At 41.7% G+C, this 18,627-nt stretch carries 18 protein-coding genes; 11 read left to right on the forward strand and 7 right to left on the reverse strand.

The annotated features are described in order from the left end of the window. Nucleotides 1-65: 65 nt before the first annotated feature. Both Q0590_RS04070 and Q0590_RS04075 read left to right on the forward strand, forming a co-directional pair. Nucleotides 66-512, forward strand: a complete 447-nt coding sequence (locus tag Q0590_RS04070; protein WP_302036199.1) for a FixH family protein — start codon at nucleotides 66-68, stop codon at nucleotides 510-512. A 53-nt stretch (nucleotides 513-565) separates the two neighbouring features. Further along, a complete protein-coding gene (locus Q0590_RS04075; protein ID WP_302036200.1) occupies nucleotides 566-1,279 on the forward strand; it encodes a sulfite exporter TauE/SafE family protein in 714 nt (237 codons plus the stop codon). A gap of 201 nt (nucleotides 1,280-1,480) precedes the next feature. Here the strand turns inward: Q0590_RS04075 and Q0590_RS04080 are convergent, their stop codons facing one another. Beyond that, a complete protein-coding gene (locus tag Q0590_RS04080) occupies nucleotides 1,481-2,083 on the reverse strand; it encodes a peroxiredoxin (protein ID WP_302036201.1) in 603 nt (200 codons plus the stop codon). Nucleotides 2,084-2,561: 478 nt separating this feature from the next. Between Q0590_RS04080 and Q0590_RS04085 the strand changes: the two genes are divergently transcribed. From Q0590_RS04085 to Q0590_RS04095, 3 genes are all read left to right on the forward strand, one after another. Continuing rightward, nucleotides 2,562-3,380 (forward strand): universal stress protein, encoded by an 819-nt coding sequence (locus tag Q0590_RS04085; protein WP_302036202.1) that lies wholly within the window; start codon nucleotides 2,562-2,564, stop codon nucleotides 3,378-3,380. A gap of 100 nt (nucleotides 3,381-3,480) precedes the next feature. Continuing rightward, the gene (locus Q0590_RS04090; RefSeq protein ID WP_302036203.1) at nucleotides 3,481-4,470 is read left to right on the forward strand and encodes a 2-hydroxyacid dehydrogenase; all 990 of its coding nucleotides are present in this window, start codon (nucleotides 3,481-3,483) and stop codon (nucleotides 4,468-4,470) included. A 74-nt stretch (nucleotides 4,471-4,544) separates the two neighbouring features. Further along, entirely contained in the window at nucleotides 4,545-5,477 is a 933-nt protein-coding gene (locus Q0590_RS04095; protein ID WP_302036204.1) for a CPBP family intramembrane glutamic endopeptidase, read from the forward strand. A 177-nt stretch (nucleotides 5,478-5,654) separates the two neighbouring features. Here the strand turns inward: Q0590_RS04095 and Q0590_RS04100 are convergent, their stop codons facing one another. Together Q0590_RS04100 and Q0590_RS04105 are read right to left on the reverse strand one after the other, a co-directional pair. Continuing rightward, nucleotides 5,655-6,023, reverse strand: a complete 369-nt coding sequence (locus Q0590_RS04100; protein ID WP_302036205.1) for a SpoIIAA family protein — start codon at nucleotides 6,021-6,023, stop codon at nucleotides 5,655-5,657. A 119-nt stretch (nucleotides 6,024-6,142) separates the two neighbouring features. Next, nucleotides 6,143-6,493 (reverse strand): LysM peptidoglycan-binding domain-containing protein, encoded by a 351-nt coding sequence (locus tag Q0590_RS04105; protein ID WP_302036206.1) that lies wholly within the window; start codon nucleotides 6,491-6,493, stop codon nucleotides 6,143-6,145. Between the two features lie 298 nt (nucleotides 6,494-6,791). Here Q0590_RS04105 and ypfJ point away from each other — a divergent pair, with 298 nt between their 5' ends. Further along, complete coding sequence (gene ypfJ, locus Q0590_RS04110; protein WP_302036207.1) at nucleotides 6,792-7,619, forward strand: KPN_02809 family neutral zinc metallopeptidase; 828 nt, start codon at nucleotides 6,792-6,794, stop codon at nucleotides 7,617-7,619. Nucleotides 7,620-7,708: 89 nt separating this feature from the next. On the opposite strand, the gene Q0590_RS04115 is transcribed toward ypfJ, so the two are convergent. The 3 genes from Q0590_RS04115 to Q0590_RS04125 all read right to left on the reverse strand — a co-directional run bounded on the left by Q0590_RS04115 (nucleotide 7,709) and on the right by Q0590_RS04125 (nucleotide 10,727). Beyond that, a complete protein-coding gene (locus tag Q0590_RS04115; RefSeq protein WP_302036208.1) occupies nucleotides 7,709-8,896 on the reverse strand; it encodes a phosphoglycerate kinase in 1,188 nt (395 codons plus the stop codon). Nucleotides 8,897-8,969: 73 nt separating this feature from the next. Then, entirely contained in the window at nucleotides 8,970-9,671 is a 702-nt protein-coding gene (locus Q0590_RS04120; RefSeq protein ID WP_302036209.1) for a class I SAM-dependent methyltransferase, read from the reverse strand. A 99-nt stretch (nucleotides 9,672-9,770) separates the two neighbouring features. Continuing rightward, nucleotides 9,771-10,727 (reverse strand): L-threonylcarbamoyladenylate synthase, encoded by a 957-nt coding sequence (locus Q0590_RS04125; RefSeq protein ID WP_302036210.1) that lies wholly within the window; start codon nucleotides 10,725-10,727, stop codon nucleotides 9,771-9,773. Nucleotides 10,728-11,250: 523 nt separating this feature from the next. Between Q0590_RS04125 and Q0590_RS04130 the strand changes: the two genes are divergently transcribed. From Q0590_RS04130 to Q0590_RS04140, 3 genes are all read left to right on the forward strand, one after another. After that, complete coding sequence (locus Q0590_RS04130; RefSeq protein ID WP_302036211.1) at nucleotides 11,251-12,969, forward strand: sodium:solute symporter family protein; 1,719 nt, start codon at nucleotides 11,251-11,253, stop codon at nucleotides 12,967-12,969. A gap of 70 nt (nucleotides 12,970-13,039) precedes the next feature. Continuing rightward, nucleotides 13,040-13,528, forward strand: coding sequence for a tetratricopeptide repeat protein (locus Q0590_RS04135; protein ID WP_302036212.1), 489 nt, complete (start codon nucleotides 13,040-13,042; stop codon nucleotides 13,526-13,528). Nucleotides 13,529-13,696: 168 nt separating this feature from the next. Beyond that, a complete protein-coding gene (locus Q0590_RS04140; RefSeq protein ID WP_302036213.1) occupies nucleotides 13,697-14,320 on the forward strand; it encodes a haloacid dehalogenase-like hydrolase in 624 nt (207 codons plus the stop codon). Between the two features lie 86 nt (nucleotides 14,321-14,406). On the opposite strand, the gene Q0590_RS04145 is transcribed toward Q0590_RS04140, so the two are convergent. Next, complete coding sequence (locus tag Q0590_RS04145; protein WP_302036288.1) at nucleotides 14,407-15,555, reverse strand: alpha/beta hydrolase family protein; 1,149 nt, start codon at nucleotides 15,553-15,555, stop codon at nucleotides 14,407-14,409. A 417-nt stretch (nucleotides 15,556-15,972) separates the two neighbouring features. On the opposite strand from Q0590_RS04145, the gene Q0590_RS04150 reads away from it, so the two are divergent. Both Q0590_RS04150 and Q0590_RS04155 read left to right on the forward strand, forming a co-directional pair. Continuing rightward, complete coding sequence (locus tag Q0590_RS04150) at nucleotides 15,973-17,115, forward strand: phosphotransferase enzyme family protein (protein WP_302036214.1); 1,143 nt, start codon at nucleotides 15,973-15,975, stop codon at nucleotides 17,113-17,115. 78 nt (nucleotides 17,116-17,193) lie between these two features. Beyond that, nucleotides 17,194-18,621 carry a Gfo/Idh/MocA family protein gene (locus Q0590_RS04155; RefSeq protein WP_302036215.1) on the forward strand — a complete coding sequence of 476 codons (1,428 nt, stop codon included), beginning with the start codon at nucleotides 17,194-17,196 and terminating at the stop codon, nucleotides 18,619-18,621. Nucleotides 18,622-18,627: the final 6 nt, after the last annotated feature.

Below are 18,627 nucleotides of genomic sequence, written 5' to 3' on the forward strand. Positions count from 1 at the left end.
CTATTGCTGCTAGTGTTAGCCTCCATCTTTCAAAAAGAATACTGTTAAATTAAACGAATAAAGACATGACCATGAACTGGGGCACAAAAATAGCATTGATATACGGCGGATTTGTAGCATTTATTATAGGTATGGTAGTGCTATGTATCAGGCAAAACGACATACATCTGGTAAGCAAAGAATATTACAAAGAAGAAATTGCCTACCAGGATCAGATAGATAAGCTGACCAATGCACAACAATTACACGGCCAGATGGGCTTTCAATACATTGGTGAAAAACAAGTGGTAGAGTTTTTCTTTCCAAAATCATTAGCAAATGCCACAGGTGAGATATTGTTTTTCCGCCCATCGGATGCCCGCAAAGATGTAAAGATATCCGTAGACATGGACGCAACAGGCCGCCAGGTTGTTCCTGTATCTTCCCTGGATAAAGGGTTATGGAAAGTAAAAGTAAGATGGAATGCAAACAACAAAGACTATTTCAGTGAACAAGTATTAGTTATTAACTAGTCCACAGTTTATAGCCCCATTACTCATCCATTAATACTTATCACTCCTTACTCATGCTTTACTCTGCTTTTATTGTTGGTTTGCTAGGAAGTTTCCATTGCCTGGGGATGTGCGGCCCCTTGGTGCTGGCATTGCCGGTGCATGCCCAGGACAAAGTAAAAGCAGTATCTGGAAGGCTCATTTATAATACCGGCAGGATTGCCACCTACTCACTCGTAGGATTACTTATGGGAATGTTCGGGCAAAGTTTATCTTTTGTCAGTTCCCAGCAAGCGCTCTCAGTAGCAGTGGGTGTTCTTATGTTGATGCTGATAGTATCCCCCAACCAACTCTCTCAAAAATTTAGTTTTGTTAGTCCTTTAGCCAGGTTTACTTCCAAAGTAAAACAACAGTTTGCCTTGGAGTTCAAGAAAAAAACCTACCGCGCCTATTTTTTCAGTGGCATGCTCAATGGGTTATTGCCCTGTGGCCTGGTATATATCGCTTTAGCAGGAGCCATTGCAACCGGCAACAGTGTAAGTGGGATGGCCTATATGGCATTATTCGGCTTGGGTACCTTACCTATGATGCTGGTCGTATCTTTTGCTGGTCAATATATTACTTTACAGTGGCGAACCCGGTTAACCAAAGTAGTGCCTGTATTTACCATAACTATTGCTTGTTTGTTTATTCTGCGTGGGTTAAATCTGGGTATTCCTATGCTCAGCCCTTCAGCGGTGGCAGATACCAAAGCCACCATCCAGGTAAACTGCTGCCATAAAAAATAGGTACATTTTATCATTCTTGCATCTGGTTCCGTATCATTTAAAACCCAAACGGATCCTGTACCGGTACAGGATCCGTTTGGATTAACTAGTTATTCAGGAGCCTGCATAGTTTTCCATAGTCCCGAAAAAAATAAACCCACCGGGCAAGTAGTCCGGTGGGTCTGATAAAAAATAGCAAAAAATCAATCTCCTATTTGGTAACTACTTGCTGTAAGGAGAAGAATAATTAACTACTAAACCGCCTGGTTGCCAGTTGGCAGGTGTAGCTATGTTCCGTAAATCAGAAATTTGCAGGGCTTGCACCAACCGCAGAATTTCTTCTGTATTGCGTCCGGTTGGAACCGGATAACACGAAAAAGCACGTATTTTCCGCGCAGGATCTATAATAAATACACTTCTGTTAACTTCCTGCCCGTATTCCTCCGGCATGATCATACCATACCTGGAAGCAATTTTTTTGTCTTCATCAGCAATAATGGGGAAGCCTATTTTCTCGCCCGTAAATTCTTCTATGGTTTGTATCCAGATAATATGCGAACGGCTGGAATCCGTACTTAAGCCCATAAGCACACAATTATTTTCTGCCAGTTTAGGATGTAAGGCGGCAAAAGCCAGTATTTCGCTGGTACAAATAGGCGTAAAATCTTCCGGATGCGAAAACAGCACTACCCATTTGCCTGCAAAATCTGAAAGACTGATTAAACCACGCGTAGAATCTGCCTTAAAATCCGGTGCTAGCTCACCTATTCGCGGAAAACTGTAGAGGTTTTCCACAACAGAGGGAGTAGGTTGAATTGACTTCATAAATCAGAACTTTAATAATAATCAAAGTTCACTTTTTCCGGGCCGGAAATGAATGACTAAAGTCATACCTGTTTATGATTTACCTGCAAATTTCCGGATAAGCACAAAAGTGTAAGCAAATTTTCCTTTTGCAAGGCAATGCAAAATCTGAAAAGAAGCTATTGTTGTAAGAAGACAATTTTTAGAATGGTTTGCTGCATCTGGTAAAAAGCTTTCATTTTTCAGCTCAAATTTGTATCTTTAATAAAACCCAATGCAGTTTATTTTTCTTCAACATAAATACTGTTTCTGGAAGAAATCGCCTTTGTATCCGGAACTTACTTAAATACAATCTGATTAGCTCTTTTTACATCCGTTAGTAAGTTCTTTTAGTATCTGTATTTCTGGATAAACTTTCCTATAAACTAAGCCGTATATGCTCATTATATGGCTTTAATCATATTTTTTATCCTTAAAGTCAAACAAACTATTGTATGTTATGCAAACGATTTTATGCCCGATAGATTTTTCAGAAAACTCAACCAAAGTGCTGTTGTATGCCTATGATATAGCATTGGCTACAGGAGCTGAGTTATTTTTATTGCATACGTACCACATTCCCAGAGTTGTTCCTTTGATGGAGCAGTACCAGCATCCGGAAGTGGAAGCCCATATAACTTACGAAAGAGAAGCCAGAGAGAAGTTGGAAAACCTGATGAACTGGCTTAATAAAATTCATGCACCGGCAACCGTAAAAGCAGTCTATAAAATTGGGTCTGCCTTTGCTGTGGATGAAATTGTTAAAACAACCTATGAGCAGGGTGTAGACCTGATTGTGTTAGGAACCAGATATATAAAAGATCTCAAAAGTATATTTTTCGGAAGCACTATTGTACGCGTAATTGAAGAAACCCACCGCCCCGTATTGGTAATACCAGCCGCGGCACCTTATGCTAAAATAAACCATTTGCTATTTACTTCTCATCAATTTCCGCAGCAAGAAATGCTGTTGATCAAAGAACTGGCAAAAGCTTTTGAGGCGCAGGTTACACTAATGCTTATGCGGGAAAAGAGTATGGCTGCTTCCCATGGAGCCCAAGCGATCTCCGGGAACGACGACACATCCGAAAACACCCAGTTTCAGCATACCCAGGTACTCCATACCGGACATGATATACAGCGGTCGATCAGTAGTTTTATGGAAGAGCACCCCTCTACTCTACTCGCTATTTCTGCTAGCAGAAGGCATTTGCTCGACGAAGTGAATGCAGGCCAGGCATCGTATCCGCTATATACCCCTGTGCTTATTTTACGGTAATCCTTCTCACCCTTTCAGGCTTTTCTCTTTTTTTACTCTCAGCTTATTGATTCATATCTTTATTTTTTTCAATATTATAGCCTGATAACCAGCCAGGCCTATGAAAACCCTTTTTTTCAATACAAAACCATACGATAAACAATACTTCAGCACATTTAATGAAGAGCACCATCATGAACTGCACTTTACGGATGTGCCTTTGCATAAAGATACCGCTGTACTGGCCAAAAGCTTTGACTGTGTGTGTATATTTGTAAACGATACAGCGGATGCAAAAGTAATAGAAATACTAGCTCAGCAGGGAGTAAAGCTTCTGGCATTGCGTTGCGCCGGTTATAACAATGTAGATATACCAGCAGCAAAAAAACAAGGAATAACGGTTGTCAGAGTACCTGCCTACTCTCCTTACTCCGTAGCCGAACACACCCTTGCCTTAATTCTGGGTCTTAACCGCAAAACACACCGGGCATACAACCGGGTAAAAGAAGGCAATTTCGCTCTGAGCGGATTGATGGGATTTGATTTGCATGGCAGGTCAGCCGGCATTATTGGACTGGGTAAAATTGGTTTGGTAACCGGCCAGATTCTGAAGGGATTTGGTTGCCGGGTGTTGGGATATGATATTGCTAAAAATCCGGAATGCGATGCCCTGGGTATAGAATTTACCAGCCTGGATCAGATTTATGAGCAATGCGATATAATTTCGCTGCATTGCCCGTTAACGCCTCAAACCTATCACCTCATAAATGCAGATTCTATTGCAAAAATGAAAAAAGGAGTAATGCTGATCAACACCAGCAGAGGTGGCCTGATAGATACCAAAGCCGTAATACAAGCCTTGAAGAAGGAACAGATTGGATACCTGGGGCTGGATGTATATGAAGAAGAAGCCGATTTGTTTTTTGAAGACCTGTCCGGAAAAGTAATTCAGGATGACCTATTTATGCGATTGCTGTCTTTCCCCAATGTACTGATTACTGGCCACCAGGCTTTCTTTACAGAAAATGCCCTGCAGAAAATAGCTCAGGTAACCTTACAAAACATTACGGACTATGAAACCCATAAACCACTACTTAATGTAGTAAATTAAGTAGGCTGGTTGCTTGGCTTTGTTTGATTTCTTGTGTAAATACCTGCCGGTTTTAATTGGCTGGTGTACATTTGATGAAGAAAATTCTTAGCTATCTGCGGGACCATATCCGCACCGATTTTCATCTGGCTACTTATATATTGGTAGCCATTTTTCTTGTCACTACTATTGTTATTAATTACTGGCTCGATTTTGAGGATAGCATTATAGATTCTTATTACGGGCAGCCAGTTTATTTTCTTTGGTATTTTCTGTTTTATAGTTTCGCCTACTTTGGTACCGTGCTATTAATGGCGGTTGATCCTGCTAATCGAGCTTTTTTAAAAAATAAACTATTCTGGGTGATTAGCCTGGCAGGAATGGGCATACTTGCCCTGGATGGGGGCTTTTATTTTCAGCAGCCAATCGCAGAAAGTGTACCGTATGTTTTGCAAAATTATACGCTGAAAATTTTGAATAATGTATATAGCCTCTTTACCATTCTGCTTCCTCTGCTAATTATTTATTTAACAATAAGTGACCGTTCTACCGGCTTTTATGGCATAACCAACCTTAAAACAGACTGGCGGCCCTATGTATACATGCTTTTGATTATGGCTCCCTTGATAGCAGCCGCCTCCTTTGGCCCGGATTTCCAGGAAGATTACCCCTCCTACCCCGATACGTTAGCTCATAAGTATATAGGTGTACCAAAGTGGATAACCGTACTGCTGTTTGAACTGGTGTATGGGTGGGATTTTGTAGCCACGGAATGGATATTCCGGGGTTTCCTTGTGATAGGCATGGCTTCTGTAATGGGCCACCGGGCTGTGTTGCCTATGGTAGTTACCTATGCTTTTTTGCATTACGGCAAACCCCTAGGCGAAACTATCGGCTCTGTGTTTGGTGGTTATATTCTGGGAGTAATTGCTTTGCGGACAGGAAGTATATGGGGTGGTATTGCTATACATTTAGGAGTAGCCTGGCTCATGGAAATAGCCGCTTTCCTGCAGAAAATAGCTAAGTAAAATAGGTTAAGTGGTTATTGTTATTATATAGATAAATCATAGAGGCTATTATAACTATATCAAGGCTTGTTCCTACTATAACAAGCCATAAATTGTATTACCAAGGAATAGAGCAACAAAGTAGATTAATCTGAAACAATGTTTAACGCTATAAGCTAGCTTTTATACAGCTTTTCCTTAGTTTGCTAATTTTTCTTTTACCCATGTCATGGCTTGTTCACGTTCAGCAGGTTCAAAAAACTTAACTTCTGCGGTGGTAAAGTGCTGGGCTACATTGGTAACTACTTCTTCCCATTTCCTATCTCCGACAATAGCTGCCCGGTTAATATCATTCAAATGCTTTAAGTCAAAAGTTAGTTCGTGCAAAATTCCTTGTAAATCCCACCCATCAACATCGACCATTTCCCAGTAAATATCTATTTTCCCATACCGGTTGATTTTGTTTTCCACTTCAAGAAGCAAACGAGTGTAATCGGCTTTTTCTAACAAGCCACTTACTATCACAGCCACCAGGTTGTCAGCATGTTCATCTACGTATTGAAACATAGTAATGTATTTAAGTAATTCTTTCTTTACCTACGGGCGTTTACCTGCTCGGGTTAGGCATGGCAAAACAAAAGCCCGCATTGAGCGGGCTTTTGTGGGTGTTAATTAGTTAACAACCATTAATCTAATGGTATTTTCAAAATTTGTCCTGGACGGATTTTATCAGGATCGCTGATCTGGTCGCGGTTGGCCTGGAAAATCCGGTCCCATTTGTGTACATCTCCATAATAACGGCCTGCTATTTTAGATAACCAGTCGCCTTCTTTCACGGTATACATTTCAAACTTAGCTGCGCTACCAGTCTGCTGATTAGGCGTAGGTGCGGAATTGGCTGTACTAGCCGGCTGCGCCTGTGCCTGTACAGTTGGCTTTGCTTGAGGTTGAACATTCGGTTTTATATTAGGCTGAGTTTTATTAGCCTGGGGGCTTGGTTTTTCATCGCCCTTCTTTAAGAAATCAAATAGTCCCATAGCTGTAAAATATTTAATATTATCTATTAATCTTCCTGATAAGCCTGATATAGGCTCATGTATGAAAGCATTATACGGCAAACAAGCTAATTAGTTTATTTTTTCTAACATTCAGTACTAGTGGCTTGCTACTAGATTAAAAAGAAACAGGACTTGAATTCAACCTCGAAGAGTAACACTTATTCAACTGATTTTGAGCCATTGAGATAAACTATAGTATATTAAAAAAACTATTTAACAAGCTTTAAAGTATACTATCAAAAAAATCAACTATAAACTTTTTTAATCTACAAAATATATGCGTTGGCAAGGAAGACAAGGCAGCGGTAATGTAGAAGATCGCAGAGGCAGGGGTGGGTTAGCAATAGGGGGCGGTATTGGCGGTGTTGTTCTACTTATTTTAGGACTGCTATTTGGAGGCAATCCCTCCGAATTAATTAACGTAGGCAGCCAGAGTGGCGGCCAAGTAAACGATGTGGAATCGGATCAAAAAGCCCAGTTTGTATCGGTAGTGCTACAGGATACAGAAGATGTATGGAATAAGTTATTTGCAGAACAATTAAACCAGGACTACCAGGAACCCACATTGGTACTTTTTTCTGGTACTGACCAATCCGGATGCGGTACTGCTACATCAGCTACCGGGCCATTTTATTGCCCCTTAGACCAGAAAGTATACATAGACCTCAGTTTTTACGATCAGTTGCAATCCCGCTTCAGCGCACCGGGAGATTTTGCTATGGCCTATGTAGTGGCTCATGAAGTAGGCCACCATGTACAGCAATTATTAGGCATTACAGACCAGGTACGGCAAAATCAGCGAGGTATGAGTAAAGCACAGGCCAATGAATTATCCGTACGTCTGGAATTACAAGCAGATTTTCTTGCCGGTGTGTGGGCACATCATGCCGATGCCATGAAAAACATACTCGAAGGTGGCGATATAGAAGAAGCCCTGAATGCCGCCAATGCCATCGGCGACGACCGCCTGCAAATGGAATCGCAAGGCTATGTGGTGCCAGATGCTTTTACACATGGAACATCTAAGCAGCGGATGTACTGGTTTAAAAAAGGCTACCAAACCGGCGACCTTAACCAAGGCGATACTTTTAAAAATGCAGAGTAATTCTCAGAAGAACCTATATAAAATAACTAGAGGATTGAGGAGAATATTTTACTCTCTTCAATCCTCTATAAAAATAAGTTTGCCTATTATTATGCTTCCAGTGCTTTTACACCAGGAAGTTCTTTGCCCTCCATATATTCCAGTAGTGCTCCACCACCAGTAGAAACATAGGATACTCTTTCGCCAAAGCCCAGATTATTTACGGCAGCGGCTGAGTCTCCCCCTCCTATCAGAGAAAATCCGCCTTTTTCTGTAGCTTTTACAACGGCTTCAGCAATGGCAATCGTGCCTTTAGCAAAAGTAGGCATTTCAAATACGCCCATCGGTCCGTTCCATAAAATGGTTTTAGAAGCTTCAATTACCTTTGAAAATTCTTCCCGTGCTTTCTGACCAATATCCAGGCCCATCCATCCATCAGGAATATTCATATTATCCGTCACTTTGTTCTGGGCATCGTTTTTAAACCCGTCGGCTATTACAGAGTCAGCAGGTAAGAGAAGATTTACTCCTTTTTGCTTGGCTTTTTCTATAAGTTCACGGGCCAGGTCTACTTTATCGGCTTCCAAGAGGGAGCTACCAATATTGCCTCCTTTTGCTTTGAAAAAGGTATAAGCCATACCACCGCCAATAATTAAGTTGTCTACCCGGTCGAGCAGCCGTTCAATAATCAGGATTTTATCGGAAATCTTTGCTCCTCCCATAATGGCTGTAAACGGTTTCTCAGCTTTCTCCAGCACCCGCTTAGCATTTTCTACTTCGGCCAGCATAACATAGCCATATACTTTATCCTGGAAGAACTGGGCAATGACAGCCGTAGAAGCATGAGCCCGGTGGGCCGTACCAAAAGCATCGTTTACATATACATCGCCTAAGGCAGCTAGTTTTTTGGCAAACTCCGTGTCACCTTTCTCTTCCTCTTTGTAGAAACGAAGATTTTCTAGTAAGAGAATTTCACCTGGTTTCAGGTCTTTCGCTTTTTGCCTGGCTTGCTCACCTATACAATCATCGGCAAATTTTACTTGCGTCTGGAAAGTTTCAGATAAGTATTTTACCAGATGTTTCAGCGAAAACTCTTGAGTAGGTCCACTTTTTGGCCTGCCCAGATGCGACATCAAAATTACCGAACCGCCATCTTTCAGTATTTTGCTGATCGTAGGCACGGTTGCCCGCAACCTAGTGTCGTCGGTGATCATAAAATTATTGTCGAGCGGCACGTTAAAGTCTACACGGATAAGCGCTTTTTTGCCCAAAAAATTATAATTATCCACTGTTTTCATAATGTATGATTTAAGTTGGTTGTTTTATTGAATTCTTTTTATAATTAGTATCGTTTCAACTTGATAGCAAATTTTAATGCATTCTTTTGTTTCGTTGCAATACAAGGATTGACCCTAACAAAAATAGTTGCTTAAACTCTGTATGCGTTGTTACAAATTCATCAACTGCCCGCTTTACTCCATCCTGCTGATATAAATAATCGTGCATAGCCAGGTATCCGCCTTCTTCCAAAATAAATGCATAGTTGACTAAATCCCGTTTTACTGCCTCATACGAATGATCGGCATCAACAAAAATCAACTGGATATTAGGAATTTTGCTCAACGATTCTGCATACTGATCGGTGGTACCTTTGAGGACTTCGATCTTATCAGCTACCTTATTTTCGGAAATAAGCTTGTTACACAAATCATACTGGCTGATATTTTTAAATAAATGCTTTTCTCTGGATGACTCATCTCCTATTTCCCTGGTAAATGTGTCGATCGTATATACTTTTCTGGGGCTATTAGCCGGAAAGGCACTTGCCATAACAATTGCTGTTTTACCAATATACGTACCTAGCTCCAGTACATTACCGCTGGTGATCGCAGCCAATGTAAAAAGAGCTGTGTGTTCATATACATTAGTGGTATTAGTATCTACATCAAAAAAAAACCTGAATGCACTGTTTGGGCTCGCAAACTGTTTAAACCCTTCTTTCTGATTATCTTGTATACGCAGAAAGCGTTTTTTAAAAGGATGAGAAAATAAATTTATAAGTATTTTTTTCATTCATGCAATGTCTTTACAGCTATCTAGTAAGCTGCTTTTTAGCCTTGCCATTATATGGCGGCGTAAATTAATCAATAAAAGAACCAATAAACAAAAAAATTACTTGGCTGCTGCCCGCCTGATCCGGTCGTTGATTGCCCGGCCCAGCTCTTTTTCCGGCATCAGTTCAGCAAAAATCACTTTTACCGGCAGCGCATCCAGCTTGCGTAAGCCAGCAAACAAACACCTGGCTGCTTCGGCCAGACTGCCTTCTTCTGAAAGTACTACATGATTTTTAGCCGGTATGCCAGGATACACCCGCTGGAAAGACAGTATGCCAATATCTTCTGCTTTGTACTGCTGCTGCAAACTTTCCAGCCCCTGCAGGAATACAGGTTTTCTGGGAGCATAATGACTCTTAAGCATACCCGGAGCCGCCGGATTGGAGGTAGAATGGGCCATTACTTCTACGCGTGTTCCCACGGCTTTTTCTATGGCCTCAATACTGATCCCTCCCAGGCGGTAGATAATTACCCCTTCCTCAAAACCTACTATGGTGGATTCTATACCTACGTTGCAGGTACCACCATCCAGAATATAGGGAATCTGGGTTCCTAATTGCGCCTGCACATGTGCAGCAGCAGTAGGGCTAATATAGCCAAAAGGATTGGCAGAAGGAGCTGCCAGGGGAAAATCCAGTATATCCAGTAACTGCAAGGTGAGGGGATGGTTGGGAATACGTACAGCTACATTTTCCAGACCGGAGGTGACTAAGTCAGGTATGTTATCTTTTCTGGGGAGCAGTAATGTAAGGGGGCCGGGCCAGAATTGCCTGGCTAGTTTCTGCGCCGTTTCCGGGAAATCACGAACGAAGTGTTGTATCTTCTCTAAGCTGTTGCTATGCACAATCAACGGATCGAATGCCGGCCGGTTTTTTACTTCAAATATGGTGGTTACCACTTTTTCATTCAGCGCATTTCCGGCCAGTCCATATACAGTTTCTGTTGGGATAGCCACTACTTGGCCCTCTGTTAGTAATTTTTTTGCCTCATAAATATCTTTGCCTATAGTTGCCATATACAATTAATGTGCTAATATGCTGCTTCTGTTTTGTAGTTCAATTGGCCCGTAAGTTACTAATTTGCTGCACGGTGGGAAAACAAAAGTATTTTTCGTATTTTACCTGAAAAAAGATTTGCTACATTTAAACAAAGGACCGTGTTTTTTTGTAGAAGATACTATCTACCAATAAAAATTTTCTTATGGCTGATCCAGATGAATATACGACCAATGAGCTTCCTCCCTTTATTAAAACCTGGAGAGAGATGTATATACTGGTAATTGCAACGTTGTTTGTACAAATCTTGCTTTTTTACTGGATTACTCAGCTGTTTTCCTGAATACTTCTTTTTACGTAACCAAAGCCTGTTAGATTTATATACCGATTCTATAATGCTTGCCGTTATCTGAACAGGAAAGATTAAATCTGACGTACATTATTTCCTGTGATCATATAATCTATTATCCATTCATATAAATAATTGTATATTTTCACGGAATTTTTATCAATTTCCGGTTTTGAAAATAAATTAATCTATTCATGCTTGTATTAGACTGGATTGTCCTGGTTGCTACCTTGGTATTTATTGTTATATATGGTATCTGGAAAGGGAGAGGCAACAAGGATATGAAAGGTTATTTGCTTGCCAACAAGACGATGCCCTGGTACGCGGTAGGTTTATCTATCATTGCTACACAAGCCAGCGCTATTACCTTTCTGTCGGCCCCGGGACAAGCATTTTCTGATGGAATGCGCTTTGTCCAGTTTTATTTTGGACTTCCCCTGGCTATGGTGGTTCTTTCAGTTACCGCCGTACCCATTTACCATAAGCTGAATGTATATACGGCTTACGAATACCTGGAAAACCGCTTCGATTTAAAGACCAGAGCCTTAGCTGCTTTTCTATTCCTGATTCAACGGGGAGTTTCTACCGGACTTACCATTTATGCGCCTGCTATTATTTTATCATCGCTGCTCGGCTGGAACACCAACCTAACGAGTGTTATTATTGGTGTATTGGTATTACTCTATACCGTGTTTGGTGGTACAAAAGCAGTGAGTTATACACAGCTGGGCCAGGTAACTATTATTCTCTGTGGCATGCTTACGGCTTTTTTCATGATTGTGTATTTGCTACCAAAGGATATCTCCTTTTTGGAGGCTGTGAAAGTAGCTGGTAAAACCGGCAAAATGAATGTAATAGACCTAAAATTTAACCCCAATAGCCAGTACAACATCTGGTCGGGGCTGATTGGTGGTTTTTTCCTGCAAATGTCGTATTTCGGTACCGACCAATCGCAGGTAGGCCGGTATCTGGCCGGCAGTTCTATCGGGCAGAGTCGGTTAGGGTTGCTGTTTAATGGAATCATTAAAGTCCCTATGCAATTCTGCATTTTATTTATCGGCATTGTGCTGTTTGTGTTTTACCAGTTTGTAATGCCGCCTATTATCTTTAACCGGGTTGAAACCAATAAAATCCTTAGCAGCCCCTATGCCGGAGAATACAAAGCATTGGAAGAAAGGCAAAAGGCAGTTTTTGACCAAAAGCAGCTACACGTCCGGCAATTGGTAGATGCCATGCGGCAAGAAGATGAAGGGCAAATTTCGGTAGCCCAGCAACAACTTCAGCAATCGCTGGCACAGGATACCGCTATCCGCAGTGCAGCCATCCGCATTATGAAACAGAATGATGAGAAGGCTGAAGTAAATGATACAAATTATGTATTTCTTAACTTTGTAACTACCTATTTGCCAGCAGGTGTCGTAGGCTTGCTGATTGCCGTGGTTTTCTCGGCTTCTATGGCTTCCTCGGCTTCTGCGTTTAACTCACTTACGTCCACCACCATAGTAGATGTCTATAAACGGCTCTTCCGTTCAAAAGAAAATGAGGCACATTACCTGCTTATGTCTAAATTAATAACCATTGGCTGGGGTATATTCTGCATCGTGGTAGCCTTGTATGCCGGCAAAATGGGCAATTTGCTGGAAGCTGTAAATCGCCTAGGTTCTCTGTTTTATGGAGCCATTTTAGGGATATTTGTTTGTGCTTTTTACTTTAAAAACATTAAAGGAGCCGCTACTTTTTATGCCGCTTTGCTCACAGAAGCCATTATATTTGCCTTGTTTTACTTTACAGAGATCGCCTTTTTATGGTATAATGTAATAGGCTGTTTGCTGGTTATTGTGTTAGGCTTATTTTTTACAATGGTTTTACCCCGCCAGACACCTGCCCAGGCAATAGCTGGCAGTAAAAAATAATATTACCTGTTTACTATCGCCGCTCTTCCCGGATAGACTCTATACGATCTACCCCAAATTATATATATCTATGAATTCACGTACTGAAGAGCTGTACCTGGAAGGTGAAAATGCCATAAAAAACGGCAACATACTGGAAGCTAAGCAGAATTATGAAACTATTCTGCTAGACGATCCGCAATGTTATTATGCCCATAACTCTCTGGGCTGGATCTATAAAACACAATTTGACGATTACAAGAAGGCTGAAAATCACTTCAAGGCAGCAATTAAATTTGGTTCTGCGTATCCGCATGCTTATTACAACCTGATTTATTTACTTACCGAGCTGGAACGTTTTGAAGAGCTAAACCATTTCCTGAAAGGCTGCTTACAAATTCCGGTTTTGGATAAATCATTAATTTATAACAGGTTAGGCCTTCTGGAAGAAATGAAAGAAAACTTTACACAAGCCATTACCTATTACAAGCGGTCTATTAAACTCTGCCTGATAGATGATAAAATAGAAGACTTAAAGAAGCATATTACCCGTTGTGAATATAAAAATGAACTAGAGTAGAGTACACACTCATTTCAATAAATCATTTTTGATACATCCCTGGCCGCTCCAGGGATGTATTCGTTTATATACCCCTCATCTTTCGTCTATACCCCCTTACCGACTACAGAGCATTCACTAAACCTTCCTCCTCTTTTTTCAGTACACAGGCTAGCAACCCCACAGCTTATGCCTGATAAAGAGATACCCATGGCCCTTTTCGATCTGAATGGCACCTTGTACAACAAAAAATCTAAAGATGAATTTTTCAAATTTATCTGCTCAAAAAAATTAAGCAAAATAGGCTATATTTTTCAGATGGCGTACTATCAGGTGCGGATGAAACTGCATACCATCAATCAGACAGAATTTAAGGAGAACTTTTTTAATTACCTCGACAATATTCCGCCCAACCAGGTAGAGGCCTATGCCAGAGAATACTGGCAGAAAGAGTATCCAGCTGAGTTTAATAAAGAAATTATGCAACGGCTCGACAATCTGCGAAAAAAAGGAGTACACATCTACTGCGCTACTGGCGGGCTGGAAATCTATGTAAAGCCCTTATTTGACCTGTACAAAGTAGAGGGTATGGTAGGTACACTGGTTGAATATGTGGATAATACCTACAAGGTGAAAGGAGAAGCCTGTAAAGAGGAAGAAAAGATAAAGCGGCTGGAGAAATGCCTGCAGGGCAAACCTTATAAGATCGTAGAAGCCTACTCAGACAGCAAAGAATATATACTTGATGTAGCTGAAAAAGCCTTTTTAGTAGAAGAAGGAAAAATCCTTCCATACAATAAGCAAAAGAAATAGCCTTAAATTAATTTCTTCGGACACACAGGTAAGCTTTATTCCAGGCTGTATTCCATCAATTCAAGCATAGCCAGGCTATGTATTGCTTATTTTTTGGATGTTAATAATTTACTTACCGCTTCATCTCCTTTTACTGCGTAGGTAGGTCTGGGATGCTGTGTATTGAACACCCGTAGGGTAGATTCATCTTCTACTTTTACAAAACTCTCATCCATTTCTCCCTGTGCATTTTGTATGGCTGGTAAAGATAAGTTTAGGTGCTTAGCCAGAAACTGATAGGCTCCTTTTCTTTTACTTATTCCATAATCGTGGCCTTCCAGCGGCAAATGTAGATTTTCCACTAAGTTTTCTTTGCCATACAATTTATAGATGTTTCGGATATACAGATATTCTACATCCGGGGTGTTCTTTGTCCAGTCTTTACCGTCTGAGATTAGCAACATGGGTTTAGGAGCCGCCAGAGCCGCTATTTCTACATTACTCGTCTGGTGATTCTGGCTTTTATGAATGGGCATGCCACTTTCGCAGGAGCAACCGCCAAAGAAATGGGCAGAAACCATTACCACTGGTACAGATACTTTTACTCTGTCATCCAGGGCAGCCAATATAAATGTCTGGGTGCCTCCGCCCGATTCACCAGTTACCCCTACCCGGTTGGGATCTACCTTGGGAAGAGAAAGCAGGAAATCCAGTGCCCGCATGCTGTTGTGCGTTTGTAAGGTTAAGGCCTGTGGTATTTTGTGGTCACACTGGTCAGACTCCCCATAACCGATCATATCATAGCTGAGTACCACGGCTCCCATCTTGGCTAGTGCAGCACAGCGTTTTTGCAAATTCTCTCCGAACCGGGGATTATTTCCATGCCCATGTGGCGATAAAATAGCAGCATACGAAGCTTGTTCCTTTAACGGCCTGTATAAATTTCCTGTCACAAAAAATCCTGGTAAACTTTCAAAGGCTACGTTCTCTACGGTATATCCGTCGTAAGTTCTTTTGCTATGAATAATAGGCTTCAGTGGTGTATTCTTAGGAACAGCCGCCAGTTGCGAACCATCCAATATCCCTTGTTTAATGCGTTGTGCTCTTTTTTCCCAACCTTGCAGGTCTTTGTAGGTAGATGCAAACTGGGCAAGAGCGGCCTTCCCTTCTGCTTCTGTATAATAAGCTCCCCGGCAAAGCATAGTAGTATCTATCGTCTGTGCCTGCAAATCAGTGCTTACTGTAGTTATTACCATATAATAAATACATGCGATAAGTAAAAATGCAGGTGAGTTAGCTCCTTCTACTAGCTTTCTAAAATGTGCAGCATACCGCTGTTTGTTTGTAAGATTGAATAACTTCTTTTGATTAAACACAGCTATTAGTTTCATCGGATAGGTAGTTTGTAAAGCTAATATAGCTATACAGATGACAGGCTGCTATGCCGGAAGCAGTTTTTTTCAACAGCTTTTGTAGGTAAGCAAAGTTTTTCTTCGAAGGCGTACTTCATCAAACTTTTGGATCTATTTTTTGCGTGTTCGTACACATTTTTTTAATATACGGTTGCTTTAGTATTATTTTTAGCTTATTTTTAACAAACCATTGATCACAAAGAACATTCCAGGCACACTACACAACTTGATTATACCCTTTTGTGATCTTGTATAAAACATATGACACCTGTCAATTATTCAGCAGCGCATATTCAATCTATCGTTTCACAGTTTATTATAGAAGGCAACGTAGCATCTGTGAAAGCACACGGTACCGGACATATTCATGATACATTCCATGTAGTCAATAGCACCCCTCAGCAGCCGGATTACTTATTGCAGCGGATCAATCATCATGTTTTTAAGAATATTGCCGGCCTCACGGAAAATATACAACTGGTAACTACCCATCTGCGGAAAAAGCTGGAAAAGATACCTGGTGCAGCCCCCAGCCAGGAGGTATTAACCTTAATTCCGACGAAAACCGGGCAAGGGTATTACCAGGATGAAAGCGGCCATTACTGGCGAATATTTCTCTTTTTACCCGGTACCCGAAGCTACGATGTAGTAGAAAATGCTCAGCAAGCATATGAAGGCGGCAGAGGGTTTGGCAAATTTCTGGCCCTGCTTTCCGACCTGGATGCTACTCTGGTACACGAAACTATTCCTCACTTTCATGATGTAGAAAGCAGGCTTTCGTTATTTAACAAAGCCATTAGCCGCAACCCCAAGGACCGGGTAAAAGAAGTGGCTGCTGAAATAAGCTTTGTTCAGGAGCGGATTCAGAAAATGTGCACTATTCTGCATATGGGCCAGCGGGGTGTACTTCCGCTACGCATCACTCATAATGATACCAAATTTAATAATGTGCTGCTGAATGCGAATGATCAGGCTCAGTGTGTAATTGACCTGGATACCGTAATGCCAGGCTATGCAGCGTACGACTTTGGCGACGCCATCCGTACAATTGTAAACACGGCCCCAGAAGACGAAGAAGACTTGAGCAAAATAGCCGTGAATATGTCTCTGTTTGAAGGCTTTACCAGAGGTTTTTTAAGTGAAACACGACCTATTTTAACGGCCAATGAAGTAGATTCCCTGGCAATGGGTGCTTTACTTTTGCCTTTTATTATGGGGTTACGCTTTCTCACAGATTACATTGACGGAGATACGTATTACAAAATTCACTATCCCGAACATAATATTATCCGGGCAAGAGCTCAGTTCTCTCTGGTAGCAAAGCTGGAAGAGCAGTATCCGCTGATGCAGCAGCTCATACAAACTATTGCTTCTACAGAAACGCAACTCACCGCCGGTAAGTAATGCCCAGATAGTAGTTGTTCATACGCATCCATAACAGGCAAATATCTATAACCCAGTAATTTTTTAACAGATAAACCCATGAGTACCAAACGCAGAGACTTTCTAAAACTGACCGGACTGGCTGGTATCAGCATGGCCGGCGCGGGTGTAATAACCAGCTGCTCCAATGCACAAACACAGCCGGAGAAAACCGAACAAGCAAAAGCAAGCGGAAAAAACCATACGCAGCAGTTTAATATGTGCGGCTATGCAGCTCCGAAACTGGAAACGGTACGCATTGGTTTTATTGGACTGGGAAACAGAGGGCCAGGAGCCGTACAACGCATAAGCCATATTCAGGGGGTAGAAATAAAAGCCCTGTGCGACCTGAGAACTGAAAAGGCGGAAGCGGCCAAAAAGCTGCTGGAAAATTCCTCCCATCAACCCACTCTATATTCTGGTAAAGCAGAAGCCTGGAAAGAGCTATGCGACAGAAAAGACATAGATTTAGTTTACATAGCTACGCCCTGGCACTTGCATACACCCATGGCCGTATATGCCATGGAACAAGGCAAGCACGTGGCCACAGAAGTGCCTGCCGCCAAAACACTGGACGAATGCTGGCAATTAGTAGAAACTTCTGAACGTACCCGCAAGCATTGCATGATGCTGGAGAACTGCTGTTACGATTTTTTTGAAATGCTTACCCTGAATATGGCCAGACAGGGCCTGTTTGGAGAAATTATTCATGGAGAAGGCGCTTATATTCACGACCTGCTGGATATGAATTTCAATAAAGAAACATACCACGATATGTGGCGGCTGAAAGAGAACTTCAGAAACGGAAGTTTGTATCCTACGCATGGCCTGGGCCCTATCTGCCAGGTGATGAATATTAACCGCGGCGATCAGATGGATTACTTGGTTTCTGTATCCAGTAATGATTTTATGATGAAAGAGAAAGCGGTGCAACTGGCGGCAACCGATCCTTTTTACAAAGACTATACTAACAAAAATTACCGGGGGAACATAAATACGACTACCATTCGCACCAAAAAAGGTAAAACAATCATGGTTCAGCACGATGTCACCTCCCCAAGACCTTACTCGCGAATCCATCTGGTAAGCGGAACCAAAGGAGTTGCCAGTAAATGGCCAAGCCCCGAAAGAATTGCTACCGGACACGAGAAATGGCTAACTGACGAAGAACTAGCCCCCCTGAGAGAACAATATGAACCCGAACTAATTAAAAAACTTGGCGAAATGGCCAAGAAAATTGGCGGCCATGGAGGTATGGATTTTCTAATGGATTGGCGTTTGATAGACTGCCTGCGGAATGGCCTGCCACTGGATCAGGATGTGTACGATGCAGCTCTGTGGAGTGCAGTTGCCCCACTCAGCGAATGGTCCGTAGCTAACCGGTCTAACTCCATAGATGTACCTGATTTTACAGCAGGTGCCTGGCAGAAGAACGCCCCAGTAGATATTACTCTGCGGGGTGGCGGCACTACCACAGTAAAAGTGTAAGCTGTA

Source organism: Rhodocytophaga aerolata, assembly GCF_030503435.1.
GTDB lineage: Bacteria > Bacteroidota > Bacteroidia > Cytophagales > 172606-1 > Rhodocytophaga > Rhodocytophaga aerolata.